The 14,789-nt window shown below is 72.0% G+C and carries 15 protein-coding genes and 2 pseudogenes; 7 read left to right on the plus strand and 10 right to left on the minus strand.

Features of this window, described 5'->3' with window-relative positions:
- Nucleotides 1-34: 34 nt before the first annotated feature.
- Nucleotides 35-2,215: a molybdopterin-dependent oxidoreductase gene (locus FB470_RS12390; protein ID WP_306991232.1), complete on the plus strand. Its 2,181-nt coding sequence runs from the start codon at nt 35-37 to the stop codon at nt 2,213-2,215.
- On the opposite strand, the gene FB470_RS12395 is transcribed toward FB470_RS12390, so the two are convergent.
- The 5 genes from FB470_RS12395 to FB470_RS12415 form a co-directional block, all read right to left on the minus strand.
- Nucleotides 2,181-2,831 carry a TrmH family RNA methyltransferase gene (locus tag FB470_RS12395; protein ID WP_306991233.1) on the minus strand — a complete coding sequence of 217 codons (651 nt, stop codon included), beginning with the start codon at nt 2,829-2,831 and terminating at the stop codon, nt 2,181-2,183. The two genes, FB470_RS12390 and FB470_RS12395, sit on opposite strands and share 35 nt — an antisense overlap.
- The gene (locus FB470_RS12400; protein ID WP_306991235.1) at nt 2,828-3,412 is read right to left on the minus strand and encodes a hypothetical protein; all 585 of its coding nucleotides are present in this window, start codon (nt 3,410-3,412) and stop codon (nt 2,828-2,830) included. The genes FB470_RS12395 and FB470_RS12400 overlap by 4 nt, the downstream gene beginning before the upstream one ends.
- 15 nt (nt 3,413-3,427) lie before the next feature.
- The gene (locus FB470_RS12405) at nt 3,428-3,817 is read right to left on the minus strand and encodes a DUF2784 domain-containing protein (RefSeq protein WP_306991237.1); all 390 of its coding nucleotides are present in this window, start codon (nt 3,815-3,817) and stop codon (nt 3,428-3,430) included.
- A 113-nt stretch (nt 3,818-3,930) separates the two neighbouring features.
- Nucleotides 3,931-4,494 carry an orotate phosphoribosyltransferase gene (gene pyrE, locus FB470_RS12410; protein WP_306991238.1) on the minus strand — a complete coding sequence of 188 codons (564 nt, stop codon included), beginning with the start codon at nt 4,492-4,494 and terminating at the stop codon, nt 3,931-3,933.
- A gap of 68 nt (nt 4,495-4,562) precedes the next feature.
- Nucleotides 4,563-5,444 carry a LysR family transcriptional regulator gene (locus FB470_RS12415; protein WP_306991240.1) on the minus strand — a complete coding sequence of 294 codons (882 nt, stop codon included), beginning with the start codon at nt 5,442-5,444 and terminating at the stop codon, nt 4,563-4,565.
- 126 nt (nt 5,445-5,570) lie between these two features.
- On the opposite strand from FB470_RS12415, the gene FB470_RS12420 reads away from it, so the two are divergent.
- Together FB470_RS12420 and FB470_RS12425 are read left to right on the plus strand one after the other, a co-directional pair.
- Nucleotides 5,571-6,785, plus strand: a complete 1,215-nt coding sequence (locus FB470_RS12420) for an MFS transporter (RefSeq protein ID WP_306991242.1) — start codon at nt 5,571-5,573, stop codon at nt 6,783-6,785.
- The gene (locus tag FB470_RS12425) at nt 6,782-8,026 is read left to right on the plus strand and encodes an FAD-dependent oxidoreductase (protein ID WP_306991244.1); all 1,245 of its coding nucleotides are present in this window, start codon (nt 6,782-6,784) and stop codon (nt 8,024-8,026) included. Before FB470_RS12420 ends, FB470_RS12425 begins: the two co-directional genes overlap by 4 nt.
- A 348-nt stretch (nt 8,027-8,374) precedes the next feature.
- Here FB470_RS12425 and FB470_RS12430 read toward each other — a convergent pair whose 3' ends face one another.
- Nucleotides 8,375-8,626 carry a hypothetical protein gene (locus tag FB470_RS12430; RefSeq protein ID WP_306991246.1) on the minus strand — a complete coding sequence of 84 codons (252 nt, stop codon included), beginning with the start codon at nt 8,624-8,626 and terminating at the stop codon, nt 8,375-8,377.
- Nucleotides 8,627-8,800: 174 nt separating this feature from the next.
- Here FB470_RS12430 and FB470_RS12435 point away from each other — a divergent pair.
- Nucleotides 8,801-9,801 (plus strand): annotated as a pseudogene (locus FB470_RS12435) (IS481 family transposase).
- Here FB470_RS12435 and FB470_RS12440 read toward each other — a convergent pair.
- Entirely contained in the window at nt 9,798-10,364 is a 567-nt protein-coding gene (locus FB470_RS12440; protein WP_306991248.1) for a TetR/AcrR family transcriptional regulator, read from the minus strand. The pseudogene FB470_RS12435 and the gene FB470_RS12440 sit on opposite strands and share 4 nt — an antisense overlap.
- Before the next feature lie 83 nt (nt 10,365-10,447).
- On the opposite strand from FB470_RS12440, the gene FB470_RS12445 reads away from it, so the two are divergent.
- Nucleotides 10,448-10,927, plus strand: a complete 480-nt coding sequence (locus tag FB470_RS12445; RefSeq protein WP_306991249.1) for a DoxX family protein — start codon at nt 10,448-10,450, stop codon at nt 10,925-10,927.
- Here FB470_RS12445 and FB470_RS12450 read toward each other — a convergent pair.
- Nucleotides 10,889-11,842, minus strand: coding sequence for a helix-turn-helix transcriptional regulator (locus FB470_RS12450; protein WP_306991251.1), 954 nt, complete (start codon nt 11,840-11,842; stop codon nt 10,889-10,891). The genes FB470_RS12445 and FB470_RS12450 overlap by 39 nt on opposite strands.
- 91 nt (nt 11,843-11,933) lie before the next feature.
- On the opposite strand from FB470_RS12450, the gene FB470_RS12455 reads away from it, so the two are divergent.
- Both FB470_RS12455 and FB470_RS12460 read left to right on the plus strand, forming a co-directional pair.
- Nucleotides 11,934-12,458, plus strand: coding sequence for a DinB family protein (locus FB470_RS12455; protein ID WP_306991252.1), 525 nt, complete (start codon nt 11,934-11,936; stop codon nt 12,456-12,458).
- 166 nt (nt 12,459-12,624) lie between these two features.
- Nucleotides 12,625-13,172, plus strand: a pseudogene (locus FB470_RS12460) (DDE-type integrase/transposase/recombinase); the annotation flags it as partial.
- Between the two features lie 77 nt (nt 13,173-13,249).
- Here FB470_RS12460 and FB470_RS12465 read toward each other — a convergent pair.
- Nucleotides 13,250-14,014, minus strand: a complete 765-nt coding sequence (locus FB470_RS12465; RefSeq protein ID WP_306991254.1) for an SDR family NAD(P)-dependent oxidoreductase — start codon at nt 14,012-14,014, stop codon at nt 13,250-13,252.
- On the minus strand, nt 14,011-14,742 hold the full coding sequence (locus FB470_RS12470) for a type III secretion system chaperone family protein (RefSeq protein WP_306991256.1): 732 nt from the start codon (nt 14,740-14,742) through the stop codon (nt 14,011-14,013). Before FB470_RS12470 ends, FB470_RS12465 begins: the two co-directional genes overlap by 4 nt.
- Nucleotides 14,743-14,789 lie beyond the last annotated feature (47 nt).

Raw genomic sequence — 14,789 nt, forward strand, 5'->3', positions numbered from 1 at the left:
CGACAGCTCGCTCGGTTCCGTCGACCATCAGGGGATGACAACGGCGCATGTCACTTGCCCGCTCTGCGAGGCCACCTGCGGTCTCCGGGTCACCTTCGACGATCGCCGGGTCATCCAGGTGCGCGGCGACGACGAGGACGTCTTCTCGCGGGGTTTCCTCTGCCCCAAGGGCGCCTCCCTCGGCGCGCTGCACCACGACCCGGACCGCCTGCGCACCCCGCTGGTCAAGCGCGACGGCAAGCACGTCCCGGTCTCCTGGGACGAGGCGTTCGCCGAGATCGACGACCGCCTCCGTCCGATCATCGAGACCCACGGCCCGGACGTCGTGGCCGTGTACGCGGGCAACCCGAGCGTCCACAACCTCTCCACCGCGCTCTACGGTCGCGTCTTCTTCAAGGCGCTGGGGACCACGAACTTCTACACCGCGGGCAGCGTCGACCAGCTGCCCAAGCACTACTCCAGCGGTTACCTGTTCGGCGACGGCATGTCGATCCCCGTCCCCGACGTGGACCGCACGCGGCACCTGCTCGTGCTCGGCGCCAACCCGCTGGTGTCCAACGGCAGCCTGATGACCGCGCCGGACATGCGCAGCAGGCTCCGGGCGATCCGCGAGCGCGGCGGGAAGGTCGTCGTGGTCGACCCGCGCCGGTCCCGCACCGCTCAGGTCGCCGACGAGCACCACCCGATCCGGCCGGGCACCGACGCGCTGCTGCTGTTCGCTCAGGTCAACGTGCTGTTCGCCGAGAACCGCGTGCACCTCGGCGACCTCGCCGGCCACGTGGCGGGCGTCGAGGACGTGGGCCGGCTCGCCCGCGACTTCGCGCCCGAGGCCGTCGCTCCGGTCACCGGCATCCCCGCCGGCGAGATCCGGCGGATGGCGCGGGAACTGGCCGCCGCCGAGTCCGCCGCGGTCTACGGGCGCATCGGCACCACCACGCAGGCGTTCGGGACCCTCACCAGCTGGCTCGTCGACGTCCTCAACGTCCTGACCGGGAACCTCGACCGGCCCGGCGGTGCGATGTTCCCGCTCGCCGCGGCCGGTCAGGCCAACAGCGCACCCGGCAAGCGCCGCCCGTTCCGGCACGGCCGCTGGCGCACCCGCGTGCGCGGGCTACCGGAAGTGCTCGGCGAGGTCCCGGTCGCGACGCTGGCCGACGAGATCCTCACCCCCGGTGACGGCCAGGTGCGCGCGCTGATCACCGTCAGCGGCAACCCGTGCCTGAGCACCCCGAACGCCGGGCGGCTCGCGGAAGCGCTGGCGCGCCTGGACTTCATGGTGTCGCTGGACATCTACCGCAACGAGACCACCCGGCACGCCGACGTCATCCTGCCCGGCCCGACGCCGTTGGAACGGCCCCACTACGACGTCGCCCTGTACCAGCTGGCCGTGCGCAACGTGGCGAACTGGACCCCGGCGGCGATGCCGAGCGACCTGCCGCAGGAGTGGGAGACCATGCTGCGCCTCACTTCCGTCGTCACCGGCCAGGGACCGGCCCCGGACCTCGACGCGCTGGACGCGTTCGTCGCCGGGCAGATCGCCCAGCGCTCGGGCCTCGACCCGGCCGTCGCCGGCGATCGGCGCGGCCCGGAGCGGCTGATCGACCTGATGCTGCGCGCCGGCCCGTACGACCTGACCCTGGCCGACCTGGAAGCCGCCCCGCACGGCGTGGACCTCGGCCCGCTGCGGCCGCGGGTACCGGAAATCCTGTCCACCCCGAGCGGGAAGATCGAGCTCGCACCGGAGGCGATCACCGTCGACGTCCCGCGCCTGGCCGCGGAACTCGCGCACGCACCGGACGGCGAGCTGGTGCTCATCGGGCGGCGGCAGCTGTCGTCGAACAACTCGTGGATGCACAACCTGGAACCGTTGGTGCGCGGCAAGAACCGCTGCACCGCGCAGGTCCACCCGCACGACGCGGCGCGGCTCGGGCTGGCCGACGGCGAACCGGCGCTGGTCCGGTCGAAGGCCGGGAAGGTCGAGGTGCCGGTCGAGGTCACCGAGGAGGTCCGGCCGGGCGTGGTCAGCATCCCGCACGGCTGGGGCCACGGCGGGCCGGGCACGCAGACCGCCGTCGCCGCGGCGCACGCCGGCGTGAACAGCAACCTGGTGGCCGACGAGACGCTGCTGGACGCGCTGTCCGGAACCGCTGTGCTGAACGGGATCCCGGTGGAGGTGACGCCTACCAGGCCGCCGACAGGTCCGCGTGCTGCCTGATCCAGGTGTGCATCACGATTCCGGCGGCGACCCCGGCGTTGATCGAGCGGGTGGAGCCGAACTGCGCGATCGACACGACCATCGAGGCGACGTCGTGGGCTTCGCCGGACAGCCCGGGGCCTTCCTGGCCGAACAGCAGCACGCACTCGCGGGGCAGCTCGGCCGTTTCCACGCGTTCCGACCCCGGGGTGTTGTCGACGGCCACGATCACCAGGTTCCGGGCGCGGGCGAACTCGGCGAGCGACGGCACGTCGGGGTGGTGCTCGAGGTGCTGGTACCGGTCGGTGACCATCGCGCCGCGCCGGTTCCAGCGCCGGCGGCCCACGATGTGCACCGCGGCGGCGGCGAAGGCGTTCGCGGTGCGGACGACCGTGCCGATGTTGTGGTCGTGCTGGAAGTTCTCGATCGCCACGTGGAACGGGTGCCGTCGCCGGTCGATGTCGGCGACGATCGCCTCGCGCCGCCAGTACCGGTAGGCGTCGACGACGTTGCGGCGGTCGCCCTCGGCGAGCAGCTCCGGGTCGTAGCGCTCGTCGGCGGGCCACTCGCCCGCCCACGGCCCCACGCCGACCGGCTCCCGAACGGTCCACTCGGTCGGTCCGGCTTCGTCGTTCATCGCACCTTCAGACGCTGTGTGAGGTCGGCCAGGAGATCCGCGGTCGCGACGATGACATCCGGTTGCGCGAGTTCGCCGGGGACCACCGCCGCCACGTGCTCGTCGGTGAAGAACAGGGCACGGCCCTGCATCCGCAGATCACCGGCGAGCTCCTGCGCGAGCGGCGGCGGCAGCGCGCGCAGCCGGTCGTAGTCGTCCGGTCCACGCAGGACCAGCGACGGGCCGGGTGCCGGACGCGGCACCAGCACCATCGTCGCGGCGTCCGACGTGGTGTACGCCACCTGGTCCATCCGGTAGCGCAGTTGCAGCACACGCACCGGAACCCCGCGCCACGGCCCGGACAGCCGCAGGGTCACCTGGATGCCGTGGTGCGCCGACGAACCGAGCACCTCGTCGATGCCGGGGAAGGCCACCTGCGGGTTCGGCACCGGCGCGCGGTCGGACCGCCACCCGGTGCGCGCCGCGAGCGCCCGCACCTGCCGGGCGTACGCGTCCTGGGCGGCGCGTGCCTTCGGGCGCAGGACCAAGCCCGCGACGACACCGCACGCGAGGATGCCGATCAGGACGAGGACGACGACCACACCGGCGATTGTGTCCTAGGCCTGCGTCATGGCCTGCGCCGACGGGTGCTCACGGTGCTTCCACCGCAGGTACGCGCCGACGTAGGAGAAGACCACCAGCACCAGTGCGATCGCGGCGACCACCGGGAGCATCGGCCGCGGGAACACCGTGCCGTAGATGTAGTAGGCGTTGAAGCCGCCCGGAAGCGGACCCAGCCCCTGCAGGCCGCGGAAGTAGTCCTCGAGCGCCGTGAGCGGGCACGGAATCGGGAAGACGTTGACCACCACACCCCACATGGCGAAGAACACATGCACGAATGCGCTTCGTGGCCACCGCCACGCGAAAAACCCGCCGAGACCGATGTAGAGCAGGGCCAGAACGTGCACTCCGACCGTGATGTCGGCCAGTACTCGCGCTACCGTCACGCCGCCCCCTTCCAGCGAATCCCCTGGTACCGAGATTACTCCTGATCACCGCAGGAATGTCATCTCGAATTCCGGAGATCACTTCGGGGATTACCCTTAGGGGCCGGGGCGAATCAGGCCAGACCCAAGTCGTCGAGGTCCAGCAGGTAGCGGTAGGCCAGCCCGTCCTTCTCGATGGCTTCGCGCGCGCCGGTGTCGCGGTCGACCACCGTCGCGACGCCGACGACGGTGGCGCCGGCCTCGTTGAGCGCCTCGACCGCGGTCAGCACGCTGCCGCCGGTGGTCGAGGTGTCCTCCACGGCCAGCACCCGCTGCCCGGCGACCTCGATGCCCTCGATGCGCCGCTGCATGCCGTGGGACTTGGTGTTCTTGCGCACCACGAACGCGTCGAGGACCTTCCCGTCGGCGGCGGCGGAGTGCAGCATCGCGGTGGCCACCGGGTCCGCGCCCAGGGTGAGCCCGCCCACGGCGACGTAGTCCCAGTCGGCGGTGAGCTGCCGCATGAGCCGGCCGATGAGCGGGGCCGCGGCGTGGTGCAGGGTGGCCCGCCGCAGGTCGATGTAGTAGTCGGCCTCCTTGCCGGAGGCCAGGGTCACCTTGCCGTGCACGACGGCGAGCTCGGTGACGAGCCGAGCCAGTTCGAACTTCGCTGCCTGATCCAACGCCGGGTTTGCCACGCCCGGAAGTCTTACACACACCCCCGGCGGTCCCGGGTGCCGTCGGGACTCCGCGGCGGTGCGCGCCCTCACGGCGTGCGCCCCAGTCCGATCAACTCCTCCGCCACCTCCGCCACGACCGTCCGGGTGGAGCGCTGCCACGCCAGCCACGTGACCAGCTCCAGCTCCGGCTCCACGAGCGGCCGCCACGGCCAGCTGGTCAGCAGGCGCGTCGCCGAGTGTTCGGTCAGCAGGACCGCGTCGGCCTTGGTCGCTTCCGCGCACGCCAGCGCGTGCTCGGCGAACTGGGCGAACTGCCACCGCGGCACCGCCCCCGCGTCGTGCGCCGCGAGCACCAGGCGGTCGTGCGCGACGGGCACCTGCTGGCTCCCGTGCGCGAGGATCCGCACCCCGTCCAGCTCCCGCAGCCGGCACGCCGGGCCGTCGGCGAGCGCGTGACCCGGCCGCACGGCGACCCCGAACGGCTGCGCGAACAGCCGCGCCCCGCGCAGGCCGCCGAGCGGCTGCTCGTGCACCAGGCCCAGGTCGAGCCGTCCGGCGCGGACCATCTCCAGCTGCTCGGTGCTGCTCGCCTCGGTCAAGGTCACCGCGGCGTGCGGCACCGCGGCGTCGATCCCGGCGAGCGCCGGCAGCAGCCAGTCCGTGGACAGGCCGGGCGGGATGCCGATGTCGACCACCTCCCGCGTCTGGCCGGCTGCGGCGTGCGCGGTGTCGCGGGTCGCGTCGGCCAGGCGCAGCAACAACACCGCGTGCGCGTGCAGCGCGACACCGGCCGGGGTGAGCGTCGTGCCCGTCGCCGCACGCTCCAGCAGGGGCGCGCCGACGTCCCGTTCGAGCTGGCGGATCTGGCGGCTCAGCGAGGGCTGGGTGAGGTGCAGCCGCTCCGCGGCACGCGTGAGCGAGCCCTCCGCGGCGACCGCGACGAAGTACCGCAGGTGGCGCAACTCCACGACGTCCTCCCCTGCCTGTGAGGCATGCCCCACCTGATTAACCGGCATTGGACAGCGCCGCGTCAAGCCACGTGTACTACTCCCTGCCTGTCAGGCACCGGAAGAAGTGAGAAGGGATGCTCAACGATGAGTCGAACCCCCGGCCGGCACCCCTACCGCTGGGTCGTGCTGGTGCTGTCCTGGGCCGCGTTCACGATGACGTCGGTGGACCGGTCGACGTGGGGACCGGCGTCGGTCGCGGTGGGCGAGCACCTGGGGGTCTCGCTCGCCGGGCTGGGCGTCTTCGCCACCGGCTACTACGTCGGCTACGTCATCTCCAACGCGGCGGGCGGTGTGCTCACCGACTGGCTGGGGGCCCGCGTCGTGATGAGCGCGTCGCTGTTCCTCGCCGGCGGGTTCATGATCGCCTTTGGCGAGACCGACTCGGTCGCGATGGGCATCGCCTTCCAGGCCGCGGTCGGGATCTTCGCCGGGTGTGACTACTCCGCCGGTGTGAAGCTGATCGCGCAGTGGTTCACCCCGAAGGACCGCGGGTTCGCGATGGGCGTGTTCATGACGGCCACGTCACTGGGCACGGTCATCGCCAACGCGGTGGTGCCCCGGCTGCTCGAGGCGTCCGGGTGGCAGACCTCGTACCACTTGTTCGGCGGGGCGTCGATGGTCATCGCGCTGCTGTGCCTGCTGCTGGTGCGCGGACGGACCGCCGAGGACGCGACGGCCCGCGCGGTGCCGGACCTGCGACCGCTGGCCCGTTCGCGCGATCTGTGGCTGCTCGGGCTCGCCGGGTTCGGCGGGCTGTGGGGCACCTACGGCTTCATCACGTGGTCGAACGCGCTGATGATCAAGGGCAGCGGGCTGACCGCGGTGCAGGCCGGGAGCGTCGTCGCGATCTTCGGCATCGCCGCCATCGCGGCCAAGCCGTTCATCGGGGTGGTGTCCGACCTGCTGGGCGGGCGGCGGCGGACCCTCACGGTGGTGGTGCTCGGTGCGTTCGTGGTGGCGCTGCTGGTGTTCGGCACGCGCGGCAGCCTGGCCGGGTTCCTGTGGGTGGCGCCGTTCCTGGGCGTCACGGCCTACGTCTACAGCCCGCTGATGGTCGCGATGATCCCGCGGATCGCCGGGGTGGGGCTGGCCGGTTCGGCGGCGGGCGCGACGAACGCGTTCTGGCAGCTGGGCAGCACGGTCGTGCCGGTGGTGCTCGGCGCGGTGTTCCAGGCGACCCATTCGTTCTTCGCGGCGTTCGCGACGCTGGCCGCGGGCCCGCTCGCCGGGGCGCTGCTCATGCTCGGTGTCCGCGAACGGGAGGCGGAGCCGGTGGCGCGCGAGAAGGAGACGGTGTGAGCGAGGCGTACGACGTGATCGTGGCCGGCGGCGGGTCGGCCGGGATCGCGGCGGCGATCGGTGCCCGGCGCGCTGGGGCGCGGACCCTGCTGATCGAGCGCGGCCCGTGCCTGGGCGGCGCGGCGACGCTGCGGAACGTGGTGACCTACTGCGGCCTCTACACGCGGGACGACCGCGAGCAGGCGGTGTTCGGCGTGGCCGGGGAGATGCTCGAAGGGCTGCGCGAACTCGGCGCGGTGAGCGAGCCGACGCGGTTCACCGCGGTGGCGGTGGTGTTCGACCCGGAGGCGGTGAAACGCGTCGCCGACGACCTGTGCGACGCCGCCGGGGTGGACGTCCTGCTGCACTCGCACCTGCTGGACGCGTCCAGAGTGGACGATCGGGTGCGCGCGGTGCGGGTGGCGGACCATTCCGGGGTGCACGAGTACCGGGCCGAGGTGTTCGTGGACGCGACGGGCGAGGCCGATCTGGCGCAGCACGCCGGCGCCGAGGTCCGGTACGGCAACGACGGCTGGGTGCAGAACGGCACGCTCGGCGTGCGCTTCGGCGGCATCCCGGCGAGCGCGGACGTGTCACGCGAGACGGTCCGGGAGGCGGTGCGCGCGGCGAAGGCGGCTGGGGCGACCGGGTTGACCGCGGAGACCGGCCTGATCGCGCGGATGCCGGTGTCCGGCGACCTGATCACCTACCTCGCCGACGAGGGCTACGACGCCCGCGACGCCGCCGACACGAGCCGCGCGGAACGGAGCGCGCGCCGGCAGGCCGCGGCGTACCTGCGGGTGATCCGGTCGCTGCCCGGTTGCGGCGGCGCCTACATCGTCAGCACGGGGCCGGAGATGGGCACGCGCGAATCGCGCCACCTGGTCGGCCGGGCGCAACTGTCCGAAAAGGACGTCCTGGAGCCGGGCCCGGTGGGCGACGCGGTCGCAATCGGCGCCTGGCCGATCGAGTACCACCCCGGGGTGGGGGTGCCGTCGGAGTGGCGGTTCATCGGCGGGCCCGGCTACTACGGGATCCCGCTGGACGTGCTGTGGAGCCGCAACACGCCGAACCTGTTCTGCGCCGGGCGGACGGTGGACGGCGACCGCGGGGCGGGCGCGTCGCTGCGGGCGATGGGAACGGCCTTCGCGACCGGGCACGCCGCCGGCGTCGCCGCGGCACTCGCGGTGTGGAACGGGGACGTAAGCGCTTCCCAGGTGCGCGACGAACTGCAGCGACAGGGCGCCCGCCTGCCGGACTAGGGCATGTCTGACAAAGAGCGCGGCTGGTTCTGACATCCGATCCGGACCTGGCATCGCCGGATGGCTGGTGACGGCACGTGGGACACCGTGCTGCAGCGCCTGCTCGCCACCGCGGATCCTGCCGGGCAGATCGACTGGGCGAGCTCAGTCGATTCCATGATCGCGGGCACATCAGCACTCCACCAACATCACCCGCCCCACACGGGGCTGGGTCGAATGACCCGGATCTGCCGACCGAGCCGTCTGACCATGCGATCGGTCGGTCCCGGGCAGTACTGCGACGCGCCGATGTTCCCGCACCTCCTGCGGCATCTGCGCGTCGCCCGACCGCGTCCGTGGCGATACGGCCTACTCCTCGAGGGCGATCCGCAGGCAGTTGCGCGCGCGTGGCATCACTGCGGTGATCGCTGAACCTGCCGACCAGATCGGGCATCGCAAGGGCCGCGGCTCCGCGGCGGCCGGCCACCTGCATTCGACCCGGTAGACCACCGCGGCCGCAATGTCGTCGAACGCCGCTTCAACCTGCTCGCACAATGGCGCGGCCTGGCCACTCGCTACGACGAACTCGCCATCATCTACCGTTCCGCGGTCGTCCTCCACGCCGTGATCACCTCGCTGTCGCGCGGGGTGCCGCGGGCGACCCACCTTGGCCGACTAGCTGTTGCGGGTCATGACGTTGGTGTCGGCTGGCGGGGTCTGAGACAGGGGGACGGGTCTTTCGGCGGCAGGATGAGAAGTGCGACCCACTCGTCCGCCGAGTAGAAAGACCCGTCCATGCACCACCGTAATGCCCCCTTGTCGCTTGAGGGCCGCCGCCGGCTCGTCGCGCGTTGCCAGACTCGCCCGATCGCCCACGTCGCCGCCGAGATGGGCATCTCCCGCCAATGCGCCAGCAAGTGGGTCAACCGCTGGCGCCGTTATGGCGAAGCCGGCCTGCGCGACCGGCCCAGTGTCCCGCACCGCCAGCCCACCGCCACCCCAGCCGAGGTGGTGGCCCGGATCGAGCAGCTGCGCCGACAGCACAAGTACTCCGCCCGGCGGATCGCCACCGAACTGGCCGCCGAAAGCATCACCATCTCGGTCCGCACCGTCGGCCGATACCTGCTCCACCTCGGCCTGAACCGGCGCCGCTTCATCGATCCCACCGGCCAGAACAACCGGCAACCACAGCGGATCACCGCCCGCTGGCCCGGACACATGATCCACCTGGACGTGAAAAAGACCGGCCAGATCCCCGACGGCGGTGGCTGGCGGATCCACGGCAAAGGCAGCGACCAGGACCGGCAGGTCGCCCGCGGCAAAACCCGAGGCCAGCGAGCCCGCTACACCTACCTGCACTCCGCCATCGACGGCTACTCACGCCTGGCCTACACCGAAGCCCTGCCCGACGAGAAAGCCCGCACCGCGATCGCCTTCACGCACCGCGCGCGGGCCTTCTTCGCCCGCCACGGCATCACCCACATCCACCGCCTGGTCACCGACAACGGCGCCTGCTACCGCGCCCGCGACTTCACCACCGTCCTGCGCGGCGCCCGCCACCAGCGGATCACCCCCTACACCCCACGCCACAACGGCAAAATCGAACGCTACAACCGGATCCTGGCCGAAGAATCCTCTACGCCCACGGCTGGACCAGCGAGCGGGAACGCACCGCAGCCCTGGCGATCTGGAACATCCACTACAACTACCATCGACCACACACTGCCGCCGGAAACCAGCCACCAGCATCCAAGCTCCACACCGGCGTCGCCAACGTCATGGCCTCATACAACTAGCTGTCGCGGACCACGGGCACGTCCCGGAACAGCATTCCGGCCACCGAGCGCGCCGAGGATTCGAGGTCCTCGGTCACCTCGGCCGGCAGTGCGCCTGTGATCCACAGTGACGCGAAGCCGTGCACGAGCGACCAGGCCGCCACCTGCGCGAGCTGTCCCTCCGCGACCGGCCGCACGGCCGCCGCCAGCACGTCTCCCGCGCGCCGCTGGGCGGCGGCCAGCGCCGGGTCGTCCGGGCGGTGCAGGTCGGGCCGGAACATCACGTCGAAGTGCGCGCGGTGCGCGACCGCGAACCGCACGTAGGCCACCCCGGTCTCCACGAGGCCGGCGTCCCGGCGCGCGGCCAGAGCGTCGGCCAGCAGCGCGAAACCCTCGGCCGCCAAGGCGGTCAGCACACCCGCCTTGTCGCCGAAGTGGTGCACCGGCGCGGCGTGTGACACCCCCGCCCGCCGGGCCACGTCGCGCAGGCTGAGTGCCGTCGCGCCGTGCTCCGTGATCGCCTCGGCGGCCGCGGTCAGGATCGCCCGGCGCAGATCGCCGTGGTGGTAGGAGCCCTTCGCCATGCGGGTCAGTCTAGACGCAATCTTTCCATTGACAAGTTCGGGTCGGGCCGGCATCTTGTCAATGGAAAGACAAGGAGATCCCCATGGCACCGATCGTCATCCTGGTTGTGGTCACGCTGGTGCTCGCGGGCGCCGGAGCGGCCGGCGTCCCGTGGCTCCGGCCGTGGCAGGTGGCCCTGCGCGGTGGCGTCGCCGCGATGTTCACGGCCACCGGCGTCGCGCACTTCGTCGGCCTGCGCGAGCAAATGATCAGCATGGTCCCGCCCGCGCTGCCCGCGCCGGGCCTGCTCGTGACCCTGACCGGCATCCTCGAACTCGCCGGCGCCGCGGGCGTTCTGTGGCCGCGCACGACGAAATGGGCCGCGGCCGGGCTCAGCGCCATGCTCGTGCTGATGTTCCCGGCGAACGTCCACGCCGCGGTCGACCACGTCCTCACCGCGTGGCACGACCAGCTCGTGCCGCGAACCCTGATGCAGGTGGTGTTCCTCGCCGCCACGCTCACGGTGTCCGGGCACGCGCGCCGGTCACGCACGGCCGAACCGGTCCGCCCACTCGCGCAGTAGGTCCCGCAGCTCCTGCGGCCGGACGACCTCGAACTCCGCGCCGAGCCCGCCCAGCGCGAGCGCCGGCCAGTCCAGCGACGCGACCGTCATCCGCAGGCGGCACCGTTCGTCGTCGACCGGCTCGATCGTCGCCCACCGGCCGATCTGCTTGCGCGCGACCGCGGCCGGGACGGCGACGACGACCTCGACCTCGTGCGGGCGGGGCAGCGCGCCGAGTCCTTCGCGCACGAACTCCGCGGCGTCGGCGGCGGGCAGCTCGCGCGGCCGGAACCGGGCGCCGGTGGTCTCCGGCTTGCTCACCCGGTCGGCCCGGAAGCTGCGCCAGTCGTGTCGGGCGAGGTCGTAGGCGACCAGGTACCACTGCCGCCCCAGCGACACCAGCCGCAGCGGTTCGACGTGCCGGTCGGTCTTCCGGCCGGCCGCGTCGGTGTAGGCGAAGCGGAGGCGCTCCGTGTCTCGGCAGGCGAGGGCGAGCGCGGTCAGCACGCCGGGGTCGACGCGGGAGACGGCGGCGCCCGGCCAGGTCGTCGGCACGGTCATGGTCCGCAGCGCCTCGACCCGCCGACGCAGCCGGGCCGGCATCACCTGCACGACCTTCGCCAGCACCCGCACCGACGACTCCGCCACACCGTCGACCGAACTCTGCGCGGCGGTCTGAAGCCCGACGGCCAGCGCCACCGCCTCCTCGTCGTCGACCACGAGCGGCGGCAGCGACGCGCCCGGCGCGAGCTGGTAGCCGCCGTCGACCCCGCGCTGCGCCTCGACCGGATACCCCAGTTCGCGCAGCCGGTCGATGTCCCGCCGCAGCGTCCGGGCCGACACGCCCAGCCGCTCGGCCAGTTCGCCACCCGGCCAGTACCGGTGCGTCTGGAGCAGCGACAGCAACCGCAGCGTCCGCGAGCTCGTGTTCGCCATGTTTTCCATCCTCCCGCGGATTGCGGACGGAAAGTGGCCGCAATGGGTCCTACCGTGGTTTTCACAGGGACAACGACGAAGGGCGAAGGCCATGAACACCATCGAGAAGACCGTCACCGGTGAGCGCGCCGACCTGCTGGCCATGCTGGCCAAGAGCCGGTTCTTCCTGACCTTCACCGCGCGCGGCCTCACCGACGACCAGGCGCGGCAGCGCACCACGAAGAGCGAGCTGTGCCTGGGCGGCCTGATCAAGCACGTCACCTCGGTCGAGCGGCACTGGGCGAACTTCATCGTGGAGGGGGCGTCCGCGATGCCGAACTTCAACGAGATGACCGAGGAGGACTTCGCGCAGCGCGAAGCCGAGTTCCAGTTACTGCCGGACGAGACGCTGGCCGGCGTGATCGCCGAGTACGAAGAGGTCGCGCGCCGCACCGACGAGCTGGTCGCGACCGTCGACCTGGACGCGGTCCTGGAGCTGCCGGAGGCGCCGTGGTTCAGCGACCGGGCCTGGTCGTCGCGCCGGGTGCTGATGCACATCGTCGCCGAGACCGCCCATCACGCCGGGCACGCCGACATCATCCGCGAATCGCTCGACGGCCAGAAGAGCATGGGCTAGGTGTGTTGTTCGGTGAGGTTGGTGGCGCCGGGTTGGTGTTGACGTGGGGAGAGCCTCCGGTTGGGGTGTGGCTTGTCTAGGACCCACGCCAAGCCGGAGGCTCTCGTGTCCCACCGTCATGCGCGCACGACGTTCTTGGGCAGGTTGCTGATGTTCAGCGGCATCGCCGCGGCGGACCAGTGCCGAGACCGAGCGGCGGATTGTCGAACTGCGGGAGCGAGAGCGTCGGGGCCCGGACTGGGTGGGGGCGCAACTGGGCGTGCCGACGCGGACGGTGTCGCGGGTGCTGGCCCGCAACAACGTGCCTCGCCTGTCGGCTCTGGACCCACTCACCGGGCAGGTCATCCGGGCCAGCAAGACCACCGCGGTGCGGTGTGAGCGCGACCGGCCGGGCGAGCTGGTGCACATGGACGTGAAAAAGGATCGGCCGGATTCCGGACGGCGGCGGGTGGCGAGCGCATGGCCGCGCTCACCGGGACGCCACCCGCGACCGCAACGCCAGAATCGGTTTCGACTACGTCCACTCGCTGGTCGATGACCACTCCCGGCTGGCCTACTCCGAGATCCCTGCCCGATGAGAAAGGCGCGACTTGCGCTGCCTTCCTCGCCCGAGCGATCGCCCACTTCGCCGAGTGCGGCATCACCATGATCGAGCGTCTGATGACCGACAACGCCTGGGCCTACCGCTGGTCACTCCGGCAGATCTGCGCCGAGCCTAGGGGCGGCCACCCCCGACGGCGCGTCGGCTGGCGAGGCGGGCTACGGGCGGCGAGCGGGGACGAGGCCGGCCGTCAGGTGCGGTCGCGGCCGGCGACGAGGCTGGAGATGCGCCGCAGCAGTCCGCGCGGCAGCAGCCCGCCGATCGCCACCACGGCTTTGTACTGCGGTGACGGGATGGAGATGACCTTGCCGCGCCGCAGGTCGGCCAGGCCCTCGGCGACCACGCGGTCGGCCTTGAGCCAGAACGCCTTCGGGCCCGGCTTCTCCAGCCCGGCGCGCTCGTGGAACTCCGTCTCGGTGAAGCCGGGGCACAGTGCCATCATCCGGATGCCGGACGGCAGGGCGGCGGCGATGCCCTCCGTGAACGACGTGACCCAGTTCTTGCTCGCGGTGTACGTCGAGCCGCGGCCGGAGAAGAACCCGGCGACGCTGGAGACGTTGATGACGTCCCCGCGGCCCCGCTCGATCATGCCGGGCAGGGCCGCGCGGGTCAGCCGCAGCACGGCGGTGACGTTCACGTCCAGCTGCGCCTGCAACTCGTCCACCGGCGCGATCCAGAACTCGCCGGCCAGGCCGAACCCGGCGTTGTTGACCAGCAGGTCGACCGGTTCCGCGGCCAGCCGCGCCTCCACGGCCGCCCGCCCGTCCTCGGTGGCCAGGTCCGCGGGCAGCGGAACGGCCTCGATCCGGTGCCGCTGCGACAGCTCCCCGGCAAGCGCTTCCAGCCGTTCGGCGTTGCGCGCGACGAGAACCAGGTGGTAGCCCTCCTCGGCCAGACGGCGGGCGAACGCGGCGCCGATGCCCGCGGTCGCGCCGGTGACCAGCGCGGTGCTCACTGCGCGGGTTCGCTCGGGGGCGGCGTGCCCAGGCCCGGCTGATCGGCCCGGCCGGGCTGCCAGTGCTGGCCACCCGTGCCGGCCGCGTACTCGTCGTCGAACGGGTCCACGATGTCGGCGATCTCGCCGAGGTCCCGCAGCAGGCGCTCCAGCCGCGACGGCCCGGCCTGCGGCGCGACGCTGGCGAGCACCCACTCGTTCTCCAGCCAGGCCACGCCGACGTCACCGCCGAGCGCGTCGGCGGCGTCCACGAGCTCCTGGGTGATGACCGCGCGGGCGCCCTCCGGGTCGTCGGCGAACGCGTAGCGCTGACCGACGGGACCGAGCAGTTCCGGCATGTCCGCCCGCTGGAACGGCACGCTCGCCAGCCACAGCTCGACCAGCACCGGGTGCACGCGGTTGCAGCGCACGGCGACCACGACCGCCGGGATCTGGCCGTCGGCCTCGATGTCGAACACGAACACCGGGCGGCGGCCGTCGGCGGTGAAGGTCGAGCCGACGACGACGTTCACCGCCGTCTCGGCGCGGAAGTAACCGAGCGCGCCGCCGGACCACTGCCGGACCAGCCGCTCGTCCTCCTCCACGAACTGCCATCCGCGCAGGTCGGACCAGCGCATCCGCTCCCGGTTGCGGGAGCCTTCCCTGGTCCGGTCCACGGCGAGCAGCAGCAGACCCGCCACCAGAGCGACGGCGGCGATGACGAACCAGACCCACGCCGGAATACCCACGAGGGTGAGGGTAGCGCGCTGGGCCGCTGAACCAAGGTCAGCGGCCC

Source organism: Amycolatopsis thermophila (genome assembly GCF_030814215.1).
GTDB lineage: Bacteria > Actinomycetota > Actinomycetes > Mycobacteriales > Pseudonocardiaceae > Amycolatopsis_E > Amycolatopsis_E thermophila.